The 14,609-nt window shown below is 44.9% G+C and carries 21 protein-coding genes; 1 reads left to right on the top strand and 20 read right to left on the bottom strand.

Going from position 1 to position 14,609, the window contains the following annotated elements; genetic code table 11:
- Window positions 1–25: 25 nt before the first annotated feature.
- The 14 genes from ORJ00_RS17295 to ORJ00_RS17230 all read right to left on the bottom strand — a co-directional run bounded on the left by ORJ00_RS17295 (window position 26) and on the right by ORJ00_RS17230 (window position 8,558).
- Entirely contained in the window at window positions 26–505 is a 480-nt protein-coding gene (locus ORJ00_RS17295; RefSeq protein ID WP_306140435.1) for a GNAT family N-acetyltransferase, read from the bottom strand.
- 50 nt (window positions 506–555) lie between these two features.
- Complete coding sequence (locus ORJ00_RS17290) at window positions 556–825, bottom strand: hypothetical protein (protein ID WP_306140434.1); 270 nt, start codon at window positions 823–825, stop codon at window positions 556–558.
- Window positions 826–1,030: 205 nt separating this feature from the next.
- Window positions 1,031–1,174, bottom strand: a complete 144-nt coding sequence (locus ORJ00_RS17285) for a hypothetical protein (RefSeq protein WP_306125543.1) — start codon at window positions 1,172–1,174, stop codon at window positions 1,031–1,033.
- A 29-nt stretch (window positions 1,175–1,203) separates the two neighbouring features.
- Window positions 1,204–2,220, bottom strand: a complete 1,017-nt coding sequence (locus ORJ00_RS17280) for a S41 family peptidase (protein ID WP_306140433.1) — start codon at window positions 2,218–2,220, stop codon at window positions 1,204–1,206.
- A 102-nt stretch (window positions 2,221–2,322) separates the two neighbouring features.
- A complete protein-coding gene (locus ORJ00_RS17275) occupies window positions 2,323–3,069 on the bottom strand; it encodes an alpha/beta hydrolase (protein WP_306140432.1) in 747 nt (248 codons plus the stop codon).
- Window positions 3,070–3,171: 102 nt separating this feature from the next.
- Window positions 3,172–3,516: a 5-carboxymethyl-2-hydroxymuconate Delta-isomerase gene (locus ORJ00_RS17270; RefSeq protein WP_305975426.1), complete on the bottom strand. Its 345-nt coding sequence runs from the start codon at window positions 3,514–3,516 to the stop codon at window positions 3,172–3,174.
- A gap of 100 nt (window positions 3,517–3,616) precedes the next feature.
- The gene (locus ORJ00_RS17265) at window positions 3,617–4,063 is read right to left on the bottom strand and encodes a hypothetical protein (protein WP_306125542.1); all 447 of its coding nucleotides are present in this window, start codon (window positions 4,061–4,063) and stop codon (window positions 3,617–3,619) included.
- A 172-nt stretch (window positions 4,064–4,235) separates the two neighbouring features.
- Complete coding sequence (locus ORJ00_RS17260) at window positions 4,236–4,610, bottom strand: DUF7674 family protein (RefSeq protein ID WP_306140431.1); 375 nt, start codon at window positions 4,608–4,610, stop codon at window positions 4,236–4,238.
- 209 nt (window positions 4,611–4,819) lie between these two features.
- Window positions 4,820–5,380, bottom strand: a complete 561-nt coding sequence (gene efp, locus ORJ00_RS17255) for an elongation factor P (RefSeq protein ID WP_240474864.1) — start codon at window positions 5,378–5,380, stop codon at window positions 4,820–4,822.
- A gap of 19 nt (window positions 5,381–5,399) precedes the next feature.
- Complete coding sequence (gene earP / locus ORJ00_RS17250) at window positions 5,400–6,569, bottom strand: elongation factor P maturation arginine rhamnosyltransferase EarP (RefSeq protein WP_306140430.1); 1,170 nt, start codon at window positions 6,567–6,569, stop codon at window positions 5,400–5,402.
- 11 nt (window positions 6,570–6,580) lie between these two features.
- Complete coding sequence (locus tag ORJ00_RS17245) at window positions 6,581–6,955, bottom strand: hypothetical protein (RefSeq protein ID WP_306140429.1); 375 nt, start codon at window positions 6,953–6,955, stop codon at window positions 6,581–6,583.
- Window positions 6,955–7,482, bottom strand: coding sequence for a hypothetical protein (locus tag ORJ00_RS17240; RefSeq protein ID WP_037054241.1), 528 nt, complete (start codon window positions 7,480–7,482; stop codon window positions 6,955–6,957). Before ORJ00_RS17240 ends, ORJ00_RS17245 begins: the two co-directional genes overlap by 1 nt.
- Window positions 7,469–7,846, bottom strand: a complete 378-nt coding sequence (locus tag ORJ00_RS17235; RefSeq protein WP_027670951.1) for a rhodanese-like domain-containing protein — start codon at window positions 7,844–7,846, stop codon at window positions 7,469–7,471. The genes ORJ00_RS17240 and ORJ00_RS17235 overlap by 14 nt, the downstream gene beginning before the upstream one ends.
- An 85-nt stretch (window positions 7,847–7,931) precedes the next feature.
- Complete coding sequence (locus ORJ00_RS17230; protein ID WP_027670950.1) at window positions 7,932–8,558, bottom strand: LysE family translocator; 627 nt, start codon at window positions 8,556–8,558, stop codon at window positions 7,932–7,934.
- A gap of 223 nt (window positions 8,559–8,781) precedes the next feature.
- Here ORJ00_RS17230 and ORJ00_RS17225 point away from each other — a divergent pair, with 223 nt between their 5' ends.
- On the top strand, window positions 8,782–8,976 hold the full coding sequence (locus ORJ00_RS17225) for a DUF3185 family protein (RefSeq protein ID WP_027670949.1): 195 nt from the start codon (window positions 8,782–8,784) through the stop codon (window positions 8,974–8,976).
- Window positions 8,977–9,027: 51 nt separating this feature from the next.
- Here the strand turns inward: ORJ00_RS17225 and glnS are convergent, their stop codons facing one another.
- From glnS to ORJ00_RS17195, 6 genes are all read right to left on the bottom strand, one after another.
- Entirely contained in the window at window positions 9,028–10,698 is a 1,671-nt protein-coding gene (gene glnS / locus ORJ00_RS17220) for a glutamine--tRNA ligase (protein WP_306140428.1), read from the bottom strand.
- Window positions 10,699–10,853: 155 nt separating this feature from the next.
- Window positions 10,854–11,561 (bottom strand): hypothetical protein, encoded by a 708-nt coding sequence (locus tag ORJ00_RS17215; RefSeq protein WP_027670947.1) that lies wholly within the window; start codon window positions 11,559–11,561, stop codon window positions 10,854–10,856.
- Window positions 11,558–12,289 (bottom strand): FTR1 family protein, encoded by a 732-nt coding sequence (locus tag ORJ00_RS17210; RefSeq protein WP_027670946.1) that lies wholly within the window; start codon window positions 12,287–12,289, stop codon window positions 11,558–11,560. Before ORJ00_RS17210 ends, ORJ00_RS17215 begins: the two co-directional genes overlap by 4 nt.
- Window positions 12,279–12,644, bottom strand: a complete 366-nt coding sequence (locus ORJ00_RS17205) for a cupredoxin domain-containing protein (RefSeq protein ID WP_306125534.1) — start codon at window positions 12,642–12,644, stop codon at window positions 12,279–12,281. Before ORJ00_RS17205 ends, ORJ00_RS17210 begins: the two co-directional genes overlap by 11 nt.
- Window positions 12,641–13,945 carry a sensor histidine kinase gene (locus tag ORJ00_RS17200; RefSeq protein WP_306140427.1) on the bottom strand — a complete coding sequence of 435 codons (1,305 nt, stop codon included), beginning with the start codon at window positions 13,943–13,945 and terminating at the stop codon, window positions 12,641–12,643. The genes ORJ00_RS17205 and ORJ00_RS17200 overlap by 4 nt, the downstream gene beginning before the upstream one ends.
- Window positions 13,942–14,601, bottom strand: a complete 660-nt coding sequence (locus ORJ00_RS17195; RefSeq protein WP_306125532.1) for a response regulator — start codon at window positions 14,599–14,601, stop codon at window positions 13,942–13,944. The genes ORJ00_RS17200 and ORJ00_RS17195 overlap by 4 nt, the downstream gene beginning before the upstream one ends.
- Window positions 14,602–14,609: the final 8 nt, after the last annotated feature.

The raw sequence follows: 14,609 nt of genomic DNA, 5'->3' as shown, positions 1-14,609 counted from the left end.
GCCATGTTACCGGCAACATTGTTTGCTAGCTAACAGCTCGGCTCATGTAATAAAACCGCTCATCTTCGCGAGTTATATTAAAACCTTGCCGTTTATACAAATTAACTGCTGGACTATGTTTAAACACTCTAAGCAGCAGCACCTGAACGCTCTGCACTTTGGCTAGTCGGTTTGCCTCTGCAAGTGCGTAAGCACCAATACCTCTATTCTGGTAGTTTTGATCGACTTGCAAATCTCGCAGGTAAGCCCCTTCACTGTCGAAGGACAATCTAATAACCCCTACTGGCTCACCTGCAAGCAAAATATCTAGGTTGACCAGTGCTTGTGTCATTTTTTCAATCTGTGCTTCATCCCACTCAACGGAATATTGCTCGTAATAGGGTCTCATATTCGTCAGAGTATAACGTGCCGCTTTAGCCAAATCCTTAGCGGGTCTAAATGTAATCACGGATATCTTCTCCTTAACGCTCTCTTGTTCAAATCCGCTTGCTGTAACTCCATGCACAACTTAATCCAAGTCTAGCGGCTGCAGGCACCAACAGGCACGCTTTATTATTACAGTACGTATCTTGCCAAGATCTCAGTAACCGCAGCTACCCAACCAAAGCATAAGGCAATGAAAATATTAAATTTCATTGTAGCATCCCAGTCTTCCCAAAACCTGCCTTTAAACAGTGAATACCAATCTGCTGTTGCCACAAATCTGATGGTTTCAGCCAGATCTTCATAATTCTCGCCGAAAAAAACCTTAGCCAGTGTTTTGTAAACAGGGAAACTAAGAATACCGACAATGATCAATGCTATAGGGTGATCAAGAAATTCCATTTATAACTCCGGCAGAAAAATAACATCTGCCATAAACAGCCGTGAGACACAAAGCACCGCGACCGAAAAGCGCGAATTTAATGGCTGTGTTACATATTTTGTCATCTCAGGCTCCAAGCAAAGAACAATGTTTCAAGCTGTGGTATTTTAATGCCATTTGGTGACAATGAGCGGCAGCCTTTCTTTAAGCAACGTCGTCACAATTTTACAGCACCTTGCCAACAGATGAGCCTATAGTAACGCCAAAGCTCATAATAATAACTGCCAACACAAAGGCCGCTAGAACTACCAAGCCAGTTTTCTGAACTTTTGATACAGAATTCCACCAGGTTTTAAACGCATTAATCATGCTCTCTCCTAAAACATCTAAATCAGCCTTTATTGATGTAACGTAATAGCCAACTCTTCTATTTTATTTTCTATTTCATGCTTTGCGGCAACGCTTAATTCTGTTTTTATTAGGGTGCTAAGCGCCGTGTAGTATGCAAGATCAAAAGCGCTTTGTGCTGATGTGACCAAATCAGGTTGTACACCAACCCATTCCCAATTAATTTTCGTTACCGGATTTATTGCTTTTCCATAGGGAATACCCGCAATAAACCCGTTGCTAAGGTCTATAAAACGCATTGGATGAGCACCGCCAGCTGTCACCTCACCAACAATTACCGCTCGCTTTAAGCTTTGTAAACTATAAGCAAAATCTTCCGCAGCTGAAAATGTTTTACTACTCGTTAAGATGTAAATAGGTATATCGGCAAGTTTTTTCCCTTTAACCTTTCTGAAGGTCCAAAACTCATCAACTTGGTCAGAATAACGCCAATAAATACTGTTCAGATGCGTCCTGTTTTTGAATAGGTAGCTACTCAGTAACTGAGACATCTCGGGGTGCCCGCCACCATTATTACGAACATCGAATATTATCGCGTTCGCCTCAGACACCATCGCCATCACTTTAGCTACACGCGCGGTTGAATCATCGTTTACTTTATCAAAGCCCCAAAAATCAATATAACCCACGTTACCAGTTAAGATTTCAACCTTATTAAATCCTGAATTTTTGCGTTCAAGCCTGTCCCAATAGCTTTCTAACGGTTGTTTCGTCGCTGCTTCTTCTTTGGCTTGCCACGAAAAGCTAAAGTGCTTATCAAATTCATTTAATTTTTTATCTATAACATCAGCAAAGTCTTGATGACTAAAAGCCTGCTGCAGTGTTTCAGCCGAAGATAAGGTTTCTAATGAACTCAATATTGCTGGAATCTGTTCCTCAAGAACATACTGCTCTGAAATTTCATGTTTTAGCTTGTTTATAACCTCTAGTCTCTCTGAGACCAAGTCAATGTCTTCAGCAACCGTTACACTCGATATTAACAAAACACAGACTAACAATTTATACATTAGGTATTTCCTGAATCATGTAACGCTCAAGGCCGCTACTAAAACTCGCGAGTATGCATCATCGTCTCAGGCAGAAACAACGGCCTTCAATAGAGTTAATTGTTAAGCTTTATACGAACTATTACATTTACCAGATAAAAACCCCAGCAAAGCATTTGTTATTGAAGTTTTAAGCCAATCAGGGCCAAAATCTGTCATCTCGTTATGTTTGGAATTTGCGATCTGCACAATACACGCATTGAGCATCGTTTTTTCTCGATCTGTATACAACACCGCTTCATCCGCCGGATAATCACTACCGCGAATAGAAAAAACATTGGGCACTTCACCCCTGGGTAATGGAACCCGCCGATGATCCAAGGTTATTAGTGTCTCAACAAAATCCACACCTTCATTAATCAACCAACTGGAAATATCACCGCCATTCGAATGACCAACTAAGGTTAATCTATTGAAATCAAAGTCAGAAAATTCTGACTGCAACTTGCTGCGAACAAACTTTACGGTTTCAGCGCCCCGTTTCCAGTTTTCACTTCGTTCAGTATAAAGGTTACCTGTAACAGCAAGTGCGGGATCGCCTAGCAATTCATGCTGAATAGCAACAACGAGATAGCCAGCTTTATTCAAGATAACTGAAATAAATGAATATTTATCGAAAGCCACGCCATAACCAGAACTTAGAACAGCAACAGGGCATCGATTTTCAACATTACAGACCGACGCATCCAGCGGGAAGCTAACGTGAATGGGAATGTCTCTTTGCCTGTCAGGATCTGTAACAACACGATACTCAGATGCAAGCGCAGGACTAACCCAAATGATGAATAAAAGCAGTAATTTAAAATACATATCTAAAATCTTAACGTCCAAATGTGGCGTGTAAAACGGCGTCGCTGTTGAAGTTCAGGCCACAAACTGGCCGAATGAAACGGCGCGGTTTAGCAATGTTTATTAAAGCATACCCCGGTTACAATAAGTCGCTTTTTCAAACTCACTGATATTCATAGCAATATTTGGCACATGCGGAAACAGTGCAACTAATGTCTCAACAACCGAATGTGATAACTGTGCTCGCTGCTCAATTGTGCGACCTTGCATAATGCTCGAAAAAACGTGGATGAAAAGCTCACGCTTCCCTCCCACTATATACTTGCTATAAGGATTTACACGGACCTTAATATCTCCGCTATCAAACAAATCAGATGCAACAGCAACCAAGTAAATTTGCTCAGCTATATATTCTTCAGCGTGACATTCTAATATTTCAACTGCGCAATCAACTATAAAATGTGGCATTTATCTTCCTGTATTCATTGAATTGTTTACGACCTGCACTTTGCAGCACGAATTGCGCCCAGGCCGAGAATGCCTTCGCTGGTACTGCTTGTTAAGCGCCTCATATCGGCAACTCTATAAATTTCATAATGTTTGGTACTGATGCTTGCTCTTCTTCATATACCATGAGGATACGAGAAAGTGCCTTCAGCTCTGCCCTTAATGACTCGACATCCTCTTCTACAAGTTGGATTATCTCAGGAAGAGAACGATCCACACTAAATATGTATGAATCAAGCCAATCAGGTCCATCATCAATAGTACGAACAGTATCGGCAACTACCAACACTGCATAAAGGTAGAAAAGCAGGTCTTCAGCGGCCATAAATGAGTAGATCCAACCATAGTAATTAAACTCTTCTATCGAGGGATCTTCCGGCAACTTATGCGTGATTTCCATTAGTGCATAAGATTCATCGCCGTAGTCGTCAAGAATGAGGGCTTTTCTCAAATCAGTCTTTGGCGGAGAAAACCGCTTAGATATTTTATATGCTAGTTCATGCTTCATAATCGATTAACGCCTTTGACAACCGGTGGTTTGAAACACCGACGCCGAAAATAATCCCTGCCTATACCTTAGTTATCACATGTTTAGTCGCCATTTGGATTAGACGGATCTCATAAAAAATTGCCATAGAAAGTTGTACACGGAGCGTAGCGACTGAAGTTGTTTTGCCATGCTATCCAGGTGTCCGTTTGTGAAATTTAATATACAAACCCTTTAATAAGTCTGGAAATATAGTCCAATAAGGTTGAGCTTTTTCAAACGGTATTTTCCAAAACAGATTTTCAGTAAATGACACTTCAATACAGTCTTTCATTTTTTCGTCTCCTTGCAGGAAACGTGAACGCAAAAATTCAAATACCTCTTTGTACTCGTTAGGATCTACTTCTTTTGCCATATCTAAATTTATAGTTTTAGCCAGGCTTTCGAACCAGGAATAGCAAAAGTCAGGATCAATATCCCCCCAAAACTTGATGTGTTCATTATCCGTTTTTTCTGTCGTCTTCGGGAATGTTTCCCTGAACTCGTTATACATTTCCAGCACTGACATCTTTATTTCCTTGTTATCCCCTAGCCTGATCTAATCTGTCAATTACACCTTATATGTCTTTTTTTCTCAAACGGAATAAAACTCTGTGGAGGAGAGAAGCTAAGCAAAGCTCACCAGCTTCATTGCTCATCAGAGTAAAGTTATTAACGTTGAAACTACTGACAACAAAAAAGGCGCCGAAGCGCCTTTTTTGAATTCAACCTGCCAAATTACTTGGCGCGGCTGCGATACTCGTCGGTACGGGTATCGATTTCGATTTTGTCGCCTTCTTCAACGAAAGCAGGCACCATCAGTTCAAAACCGGTTTCAATTTTAGCTGGCTTCAATACTTTACCAGACGTGTCGCCACGTGCTGCTGGTTCAGTGTACGTAACGGTACGCACTACTACCGTTGGCAAGTCTACTGAGATTGGACGCTCGTTGTAGAACACCACTGAACACTCCATACCGTCAACCAGGTATTTAAGTGCTTCGGTCATGTTTTCTGCTTCAACTTCAAATTGGTTGTATTCCTGATCCATAAATACATACATAGGATCAGAAAAGTAAGAGTATGTTACTTCTTTAGTTTCTAACAGAACCTGTTCGAATTTGTCATCAGCACGGTATACGGTTTCCATGCCCTGAGCATTCAGCAGGTTTTTCATTTTCATTTTAACAACGGCTGAGTTACGACCTGATTTATTAAATTCGGCCTTTAAAATTACCATTGCTTCAGTGCCAACCATAATCACCTGGCCAGCACGCAGTTCTTGAGCTGTCTTCATCATGACTGAAATATCTTCTCGTTTAGGAAAAATTGCGTCGCATTATAAATTTTTTTTCGACAAAGTGCACGAGGTTGCTGGCAAGATCTCCATTCGCCGTTAACTCTGCTCGCCAAAGCTGGTTATATTCGGCGATTTGCAACAAGATTGCACTAAATTTCTGCCAGCTTTGGGCCAAATGGTTGTCTGTATTCCATGCCCGCCAAAATTCGGTTAGTGCCTTGGCCACATCTGAGGGCATCAACTGGGTATAACGCTGCACAAACGCATCAAGTTTCTCCAGATGCGCCTGCTCAGCTTGGCGATAAATTTGCCATATAAACGGCTTAGCGGCCCAGTGTGCGCGAATAATAGAGTCTTCGCCACGAACAAAGTTAATGTCACAAGCCCACAACAGTTTATCGTAATGGTCTTGTGGCATAAATGGCAGTACTTTTAAGCGTAAATTACCAAGGTTACAGTCGCCCTGCTTGGCAAGCTCCGGGTACAGCTTTGACAGCTGCTTTGCTAAAACCCCCTCAGGTACCAGGCATAAAGTAGACTTTGCCGCCTGCTGCCAGCACGTTAACAAACTAGCTAATTGCGGGTGATCATAACCAAACAAGGATATTTTCTGCTGATAGGCCGCGCTGTTATTCACGCCAAGGCTTTGCCAGAATGCCTGCTGAGCTTGAGCGTCTTGGATAAAGGCTTCAGCCTGCTGTTGCAGTGTTGCCTCTTGTAACAATCCACCGGTATTGGCCGTAAAACCTGGAAAGAAAAAATATTTATCCAGCGCTAAATGTGGCTGAGGTGAAGGTAACGCGTGACACCCTTCCACCCAGTCTTCAGCCGATAAATACTCCAGATTAAGCCAGAGCGGTTTATGCTCTTCTTGCGCCATATGTTGCTGGTACGCTAACGGAATGGTGCACGCCAGCGCTTCTATTACCACGTTAGCGATACGCACCTGCTGCCAATCTGTATTGGGCGACCACAGTATAATAGTAACTCCGGCAATTTGTTGTTGCTCTGCCTGAATATCAATTTGTGGGCAAATACGCTGAAAGCTTTGTAAATCGTCAACCCACAACCTGACAGCAACATTGTGCTCCTGCACCAATTGCCGGCTTAAGCGCCAGCAAATGCCGATATCGCCAAAGTTATCAATTACGGCACAAAAAATGTCCCAGCGGGTAGCGCTATCAGGCATAAGTAATATAATCAGCTGAAAAACAAGTTGGCTATTATACCTTTAAGTACCCGCAGGCCAAGATAGGTTGTCGCTAACAATAATACCGACACCAATAGCGCTAAAATATACAGCATCATAAGGTGTAGCCGGATTTTGATCCTGGTAGCAAAACCCTGCCCCGGTGCGCTTACCGGTAAATCGATGTGAAACAGCGTTGCCCATAACCATAGCAACAGTGCGGTTAATGCAGTTACCACTGCGCTTAATTGCCACTGTTGACCTTGTTGTGGTGTACCACTAAATAATAACCAAACAAATGCTGTGGCAGCACCAACACATAACACGATAAACAGGGGCCGTAGCCGATATAAACGCCGTGACCAGCGCTGATAAAAAATCAGCATCAGCCTTGCTCCAGTGCACTAAGTGCCGGTGGATATAACGCCACTATGCCTGACTGGCCCTGCATATCACCAATAAGCCATATTTGCTCGAACGGATGCTGCTTTGGCATATGCAGCGCCTTGAGATGCTGCAATATATCGCGCCGTGTCCAAAGCGGATTAGCATTGCGTATTACCAGCCAGACACGGTCAGTTTGATAGCTTTTATCTGCTTTGTTACCAATTAAACAATTTAAGGCGGTCAGTAAGCGGTGCTGCGGTGGCGTGCGCAGCAGTGCCATCAGTTCTTTGTGGGTTTTATCGCCCAAGTCACGCCCCAGAATAAGCATGGCTTCTGCTTCACTGCCATACAAATGCGCTATTTCTAAATCGAGCTTATGCTCATCGTAATAGCAAGACACGTCAGGCCGTGCCGGTTCATTATGCCAAATGTGACGCATAGCTACACCAAAGCGCTGTTCATAAAGCCGCATAAAAAGCCGCGCGGCTTCATGTTCCAGTTTTATTTTTTCTTCACTGCCGTTCATGTTCAGTAGCGTGCGTTTGCAATAAAGCTTCATAGCCACCGTGATTCGTCACCTGGCTGTAACCATTATTTTGTAATACATCTAAGGCAATACCCGCCCGACGACCGCTTTTACAATACAACGCTATAGGAGTCGACTTATCCAGATTAAGCGCAGCAATACCCTTGGCGATGTCGGTGTGCACTATATTAACCGCCCCCTCAAGATGGCCAGCGGCAAATTCCTCTGCACTGCGTACGTCCACCCATACGGTTAACGGCTGAGCTTCAGCAGGCTCAGAGGTTACCGCTTCAGTATGCGCAAAGCTGACCGTGGCGATAAGCGTTGTCATAACGAGCAGGCAAGCCGTGATAAATATTTTCATCTGAAACTCCTTGTTTTTTTTGGGTTAAACACTATGTGTTACTGCGGTTGACATAGCAAATTTTGCCGTGTTTAACGTAAAAGGATTAAGCCGCAGCCGACATAAAATAGTAGCGCCATAAATCAGCCAATACAGGCAACATTGATAACAATAAAATAAGCGCCATACAGACATTAAATATTCGTTGAAACAGCGGTTTAGTCAATACCGCCCGCAGTGCTGCACCAAACAACAACCAGCTACCAACACAAGGAAACGCAACCAGCAAAAAGGCGGAGGAAATAATGCTCACTTCTAACCAATACACTCCGCTTACGGTAGTAAACGCCGCTACCGCACCACTGGCCATTACCCATGCTTTACCGTTAACCCACTGAAATAACGCTGCCTGCATAAAGCTGAAGGGTTTGCTTTTACCTTGCTCTATTGCTTTGGGCGCCGCGCTGGCTATTTTCCAGGCCAGCCACACCAAGTATGCAACGCCAAGCACTTTAATTAGCTGATGCAAATGCGGATAGCGCTCAAATACCACTCCAAAGCCTAACCCCACTAATAACACCATTAGCGGAAAACCCAAACAAATCCCCAACAAATGCGGCACACTGGCTTTAACGCCATAATTAACGCCAGACGACATAATCATTACATTGTTAGGACCGGGAGTAATAGTCGTGGAAAAGGCAAAAAACAATACTGCCAATAACAAATCCATAGGGGTACCGTGGTTAACATAATGTGAGTGTTGATACTGATAATACCAGAGTTGCGGATCATTAATAGGCGTTTGTACCGACAATAAAAGCTTGTCTAATAAGAGAATAGTGGCAGTATAAGCCTCAGTGGAAACAACCAGTTAATATAAATATTGATATTTACCTGACAAATCTCAATGACAAAAACAACAATGATAGTTAACTATAACAATGGAGATAAAGATGAATAAAATTATTGGATTGGCAATATTAGTGGCTGGTGCAATACTGCTGTATTTTGGTTATACAGAATACAACTCTAACGCCTCTAAAGTGACAGAACTGGTAACAGGTAACCCTACTGATAATGCGATTTGGTTTTTGGTCGGTGGTGCGGTAGCCGTTATTGTTGGCTTAGGCGTGATATTAAAAAAATAAATAAAAAAAAGCCGCGTTACTCAGTAACGCGGCCGGTTTTGGCTTCACCAATTAGATGTCGTCTTCTTTACCCCAGCTATCTCGCAAGCCAACAGTACGGTTAAATACCAATTTATCACTGGTTGAGTCACGATTATCAGCGCAATAATAGCCCTCGCGCTCAAACTGATAGGCATGCTCTGCTTTAGCGTCTTTTAACGACGGCTCAACCAAGCCCTGTTTTACCACTAAAGATTGCGGGTTAACCACGGTGAGAAAATCGACTTCTGCGGCGGGATTCGCCACGCTAAACAAGCGGTCGTAAACGCGAAACTCGGCTGGCAACGCCTGCGTAGCCTCAACCCAATGAATCACACCACGCACCTTGCGGCCATCAGCCGGGTTTTCACCCAGGGTTTCTGGTAAATAACTGCACTTTAGTTCAACAATATTGCCATCAGCATCTTTTACCGCTTCATCGGCATGAATAACGTAGGCATTGCGTAACCGCACATCACCATTTAACACCAACCGCTTATATTTTTTATTAGCCTCTTCCCGAAAATCGGCTTTATCAATATACACCACCGGGCCAAACGGTAACTTGCGGCTGCCCATGGTGTCATCTTTGGGATGATTAGGTGAGACTACCCACTCAATACCATCAGCGGGGTAATTAGTAATCGTGACTTTAAGCGGCTCAAGCACAGCCATCGCACGCGGCGCGGCAGCGTCTAAATCTTCACGAATACAGGCTTCAAGTGCACTCATTTCAATAACGTTGTCTTGCTTGGTAACACCTATACGCTTGGCAAACTCACGAATAGCCGCCGGCGTATAACCACGGCGGCGTAAACCGGCAATCGTTGGCATGCGCGGGTCGTCCCAACCCAATACTACTTTTTGCTCAACCAGCGTTTGCAGTTTACGCTTGCTCATTACCGCATATTCCAGATTTAAGCGGGAAAACTCTATCTGTTGCGGGTGGCAGGCAATAGTAATGTTACTCAGGATCCAGTCATAAAGACGGCGGTTGTCCTGAAACTCCAGCGTACACAAAGAATGCGTAATGCCTTCAATAGCGTCTGAAATACAATGGGTAAAGTCGTACATCGGATAGATGCACCACTTGTCACCCGTTTGATGGTGATGGGCAAATTTAACCCGGTAAATAACCGGATCACGCATACACATAAAGCTGGAGGCCATATCTATTTTGGCCCGCAGTGAACATTCGCCCTCTTTAAAGCCACCGGCACGCATTTTTTCAAATAAGGCTAAGTTCTCTGCCGGGCTGGTGTCTCGGGTTGGGCTGGCTTTACCGGGTTGGGTTAAATTGCCGCGGTACTCACGCATTTGGTCGCCGTTTAAAAAGCAAACATAGGCTAAACCTTTATTAATTAATTCAACCGCGTAACCATACAAGGCGTCAAAATAGTCTGACGAATAGCGTACATCGCCACTCCATTGAAAACCCAGCCAGTTAACGTCTTGCGAAATAGAGTTAACAAACTCGACGTTTTCTTTTTCCGGGTTGGTATCATCAAAACGCAAGTTGCACTTGCCCTGGTAGTCTTGTGCAATACCAAAGTTCAGACAGATCGATTTAGCATGACCAATATGCAAATAGCCGTTGGGTTCAGGTGGAAAACGGGTTTGTACCGCGCTGTGTTTGCCGGATGCTAAGTCGGTATCAATAATTTGCCGAATAAAATTGCTCGGGCGATGTTCTGCGTCCGCCATAAAATAGTCTGTCCTTTTTCGCTGGAACTTAGTTAAGATGCGGCATTATAGCAGCAGAAATACCGCTGGCTACTGCCTGCTTTGGAGAATGATAAAGATTTTCACCCGACCTATGCCGCTGTTTCCGCTGTTACTTAACACGCTAAAAAAAGTGGCTAGAATTCGTACTTCAGCGCAAAGCGCACGGTGCGGTCAATGGTATCATTATCCAGCGCAAATACCACCGCTGCTTCCCACTTCAACTGCCGGGTTGGGCTAAACTTATGCACGCCCATAAACCCCGGGCCAGCGCCTTTGTAACCCTCTCCGGCATATACTTCTATCGACGGTTGCAGCGCTGGCAAATAACGATAACGGTACTGTAAACGCAACTCGGTTTCCAGTTCATTCTTAATGCTGGCACCCCACTCGTACACCAAAAACGTGTTAACAGTAACACTGGTATTCTCAAACTCTTTTTCTACTAACAAGCCGGTCGTAAATTCATTATTGTCTGTTTGCTGATGATGCTCCAGTTCAAACAATAGCCCCCAGTCCCAACTATACTGGCCTTGTTCGGTAAGCATCCAACGCAGTTCAGCTTCATAACTCGATACGGTGTAATCGTCTGGCATTACCCGCTCAGCCAGTAAATACAACGACACCGCCATGTTGTCGGCAATAGAAAAACCATAACCCAGCTTTTGTGCCATCGCATTATTATTAGGATGATCAGTTTGACGTTGATACAAAGCACGGTATTCAAACTCGCGTTCTAATGGCTGCACATAGGGATGATATACCTTGTCTACGACCCGGCCATCGGCCAGTACCGTTGCGCTTGTCAGCAAAGACAATAAGACTGTTAACTGTATTAGTTTCATTGCGTTGGTCTCCGCCACTGCCACAATATCGTCATTAACACCAAGGTTAGGATCCAGCAGCTAAGCTGCAGTGCATCTGGGGTCGCTTCGTAGCCAAACCACGCTTGTATAAACACACCCACTTCCGATTGTTCGTTGATTAACTGACCACTGTCCCATATAACTTGCCCGGACGACACCCAATCAATTTGTCCCAGCAACGCCACAATAGCACTGCTTTGGCGTGCGGCAATAAAACCGGTCATCAATGCCAGCACAAAAAAGCCAAATCGGTCCAGCTCAGCCAGCAGCTGATACCAAAGCACAGCAATACTAAGGCCAATTCCTACGCCTAAGGTGGCACCAAGCCATATACTTTCGGTTGCCTCATGTGAACCATGGCTGGTAAGTCCGTACAACAACAGATTAATACCGCACAGCACTGCTTGTGCTGATAGTGCAATTATTGCCGCGCTGCGGTGCCACTTCGCGGCCCCAGCAAAAAGCATCAGAGCTAACAACGTAAGACCATGTGCTGCAACAAACAACAACTCAAGGCCATTGCCCTCTGCAAGTTGAGTAATATCGCCAAGCCAGGGTGCCAACAGCAGCATTAGCAATAGTGACATCGCCGCTGATTGCAGCAACAACTTGCGTTTGCCGCTACGCTGTATACGCAATATCAGCGCCACTAGCAGCAATACCGGCAGCAACTCGCGGGTGTACACTAACACGGCATTAATCAACATGTGTCACCTGCTGCTGCCATTCTTGCTCTGGTACCGCAATTAATACGCCTTTGGCGCTGTCAGGATGGAAATCGCCAAAAAAGTCATACTCTCCGGCTTTAAGCGGGCCCAGATACAATACCGCTTCAGCCATTCCCAACACCACTTTCTCGCGATTTAAGGCAAAACTCTCAAACTCTTCCGGTGTGGCATCTTGGTTTATCAAACGAACTTTTATTTTCACGCCAGCAGGCACATGCAAATGAGAAGGACTAAACAGATGATCTTTAAGTACCAGCACAAACTCTTGCCGCGCCAGTACATTGAAGGGCAATAGTAATAAGGCAATATAACACCCGCGCAACAGCGACATCATAGCGGTAGCTCCACCCTAACCTTTAAACCACTGTCAAAGTCAGATTTTCCCAGGCTGATTTTGCCGTTATGCAACATGACAATATCCTTTACAATAGCTAACCCCAAGCCAGAGCCTGGCGCCCCGGAATGATGCCTGTCGCCACCTACCCGATAAAACCGGTTAAACACCTGCTGATATTCCTCCGGCGCAATACCCGGGCCCGAATCGGCAACTTCGAGTACGGCTGCATCCTCGGTGTGTGTTAGCGTCAATATTATCTGACCTTGTAACGGTGTATATTTTATCGCATTCCCCAATAAATTGGACACCAGCAACCGTAAGGCAAACTCGTCAGCTTTCACCTCAAGATGCTCTTCACCCTCGATGCTAATTTGCTGCCGCTTTTGCTCTAACTGACTATACCAGTCAGCCACAACGTCACGACACAGCGCCGCCCAATCCAGAAGTTTAGTTTTTGCCTGAAAGTTATCCGGATGCGTGCGGTTAAGCAACATAATTTGTTCAATAAGATGACGCATCCGCTCCACCCCTTTCTGCAGCGCCACCATATTCTCATCTTTATCTGACATACCCTGCTGCTTCCAGTGGGTAAGCGCATTAAATAAGGTGATTTCCAACACACTTAGCGGTGTGCGTAACTCGTGTGCAACATCGGATGCAAAACGCTTCTCGCGGGCAAAAGCCCCCGATAAACGCTCAAACAAACTGTTTGTTGAGCTTAATACCGGCTTAAGCTCTGCTGGTACCTGCGTTAAGGTTACCGGTGTTAACTCATTCGCTTTACGTGACGTTAGCTGCGTAGAAAACTCATGCAAGGGGCGCAGCGCACGGCTTACCACTAGCCAAATTAACAGTGCCTGAAACGGCAAACTCAATACTACAGGATAAATAGAAGCGGTAATCACCTCATCAGCCAGTTGTAAACGCTGCTGCAGCGGTTGGGCTACCATAACTTGCGAATTGTTCTCACTATGTTGCAGATACACCCGCCAACGCTTACCCGAAAAGTTCTGTTCTGAAAAACCTTCCGGCGCCTTGAGTCGTTCACGAGGCGCTTGTTCACTGGCATAGGTGACCTTCCCTTGCTGGACAAGCTGAATTGCCAAACCTTGCCCAGACTGAGGCGCCTGCATTTGATATTGATTAAGAATTGCCGCTGCAACCAGTTCTAAGTCTTGGTCAAACAGCTCTGCGGCACGGTCGGCGCTTAAGCGATAACTCTGCAAAGCAGCCAAAAAACTGGTTAACACCAATACCGCAATTAACACCGAAATAAGGTAACGCCGAACCGAGGTCATGGCCGGCTAATGCTATAACCTACCCCGCGCACGGTGCGGATAAAGTCGGTAGGTAATTTCTTTCGCAAATTTGAAATATGCACTTCCAGAGCATTACTGGCCACTTCTTCACCCCAGCTGTATAAACTGGCTTCCAGCTGTTCGCGGGTTTTAATACGACCAGCCGATTCCATCAACTCTTTTAACAACACGTACTCGCGTCGGGACAAAGACACCGTATTATCAGCAACACTAACCTGCATCGAGGTACTATCCAACTCGACCTCGCCACAGCGAATTAAATGACTGGATGCGGTACCCTGACGCCGCTCTATTACCCGTAGCCTGGCAAACAATTCAGGTGCGGCAAAGGGTTTTACCAAATAGTCGTCGGCACCGTAATCTAAGCCTTTAATCCTGTCTTCAATACCATCACGGGCAGTGAGAATTAATACTGGCATGCGCGGCCATTTTTGCCGTAATTGCTTAAGCACAGACAAGCCATCAATGTCCGGCAAGCCTAAATCTAAAATTACCGTATCGCAATCGCCGGCACGGGCCACTGCCAGTGCTTGCTGGCCGGTACTTACTGCATTTACCGCAAAGCCTTGGCCTGTTAACGCTTGCTGCAAACCGTCCCGCAGCGCAATATCATCTTCAACCAGCAGTAAACGCATTGTTTCCT

It is taken from the genome of Rheinheimera baltica (genome assembly GCF_030731985.1).
GTDB classification, from domain to species: domain Bacteria; phylum Pseudomonadota; class Gammaproteobacteria; order Enterobacterales; family Alteromonadaceae; genus Alishewanella; species Alishewanella baltica.
The sequence above is the reverse complement of the archived record's forward strand: the minus strand, read 5'-3'. Positions and strand labels throughout refer to the sequence as shown.

Coding starts and splice junctions, on each gene's coding strand:
- ORJ00_RS17265 (WP_306125542.1), bottom strand. CDS start 4,063: ATGAAGCATGAACTAGCATATAAAATATCTAAGCGGTTTTCTCCGCCA.
- ORJ00_RS17285 (WP_306125543.1), bottom strand. CDS start 1,174: ATGATTAATGCGTTTAAAACCTGGTGGAATTCTGTATCAAAAGTTCAG.
- ORJ00_RS17240 (WP_037054241.1), bottom strand. CDS start 7,482: ATGAACGGCAGTGAAGAAAAAATAAAACTGGAACATGAAGCCGCGCGG.
- ORJ00_RS17200 (WP_306140427.1), bottom strand. CDS start 13,945: ATGACCTCGGTTCGGCGTTACCTTATTTCGGTGTTAATTGCGGTATTG.
- ORJ00_RS17210 (WP_027670946.1), bottom strand. CDS start 12,289: ATGTTGATTAATGCCGTGTTAGTGTACACCCGCGAGTTGCTGCCGGTA.
- ORJ00_RS17275 (WP_306140432.1), bottom strand. CDS start 3,069: ATGTATTTTAAATTACTGCTTTTATTCATCATTTGGGTTAGTCCTGCG.
- ORJ00_RS17205 (WP_306125534.1), bottom strand. CDS start 12,644: ATGATGTCGCTGTTGCGCGGGTGTTATATTGCCTTATTACTATTGCCC.
- ORJ00_RS17280 (WP_306140433.1), bottom strand. CDS start 2,220: ATGTATAAATTGTTAGTCTGTGTTTTGTTAATATCGAGTGTAACGGTT.
- ORJ00_RS17215 (WP_027670947.1), bottom strand. CDS start 11,561: ATGAAACTAATACAGTTAACAGTCTTATTGTCTTTGCTGACAAGCGCA.
- glnS (WP_306140428.1), bottom strand. CDS start 10,698: ATGGCGGACGCAGAACATCGCCCGAGCAATTTTATTCGGCAAATTATT.
- ORJ00_RS17230 (WP_027670950.1), bottom strand. CDS start 8,558: ATGGATTTGTTATTGGCAGTATTGTTTTTTGCCTTTTCCACGACTATT.
- ORJ00_RS17195 (WP_306125532.1), bottom strand. CDS start 14,601: ATGCGTTTACTGCTGGTTGAAGATGATATTGCGCTGCGGGACGGTTTG.
- ORJ00_RS17225 (WP_027670949.1), top strand. CDS start 8,782: ATGAATAAAATTATTGGATTGGCAATATTAGTGGCTGGTGCAATACTG.
- ORJ00_RS17270 (WP_305975426.1), bottom strand. CDS start 3,516: ATGCCACATTTTATAGTTGATTGCGCAGTTGAAATATTAGAATGTCAC.
- ORJ00_RS17235 (WP_027670951.1), bottom strand. CDS start 7,846: ATGAAAATATTTATCACGGCTTGCCTGCTCGTTATGACAACGCTTATC.
- earP (WP_306140430.1), bottom strand. CDS start 6,569: ATGCCTGATAGCGCTACCCGCTGGGACATTTTTTGTGCCGTAATTGAT.
- ORJ00_RS17260 (WP_306140431.1), bottom strand. CDS start 4,610: ATGTCAGTGCTGGAAATGTATAACGAGTTCAGGGAAACATTCCCGAAG.
- ORJ00_RS17245 (WP_306140429.1), bottom strand. CDS start 6,955: ATGCTGATTTTTTATCAGCGCTGGTCACGGCGTTTATATCGGCTACGG.
- efp (WP_240474864.1), bottom strand. CDS start 5,380: ATGATGAAGACAGCTCAAGAACTGCGTGCTGGCCAGGTGATTATGGTT.
- ORJ00_RS17290 (WP_306140434.1), bottom strand. CDS start 825: ATGGAATTTCTTGATCACCCTATAGCATTGATCATTGTCGGTATTCTT.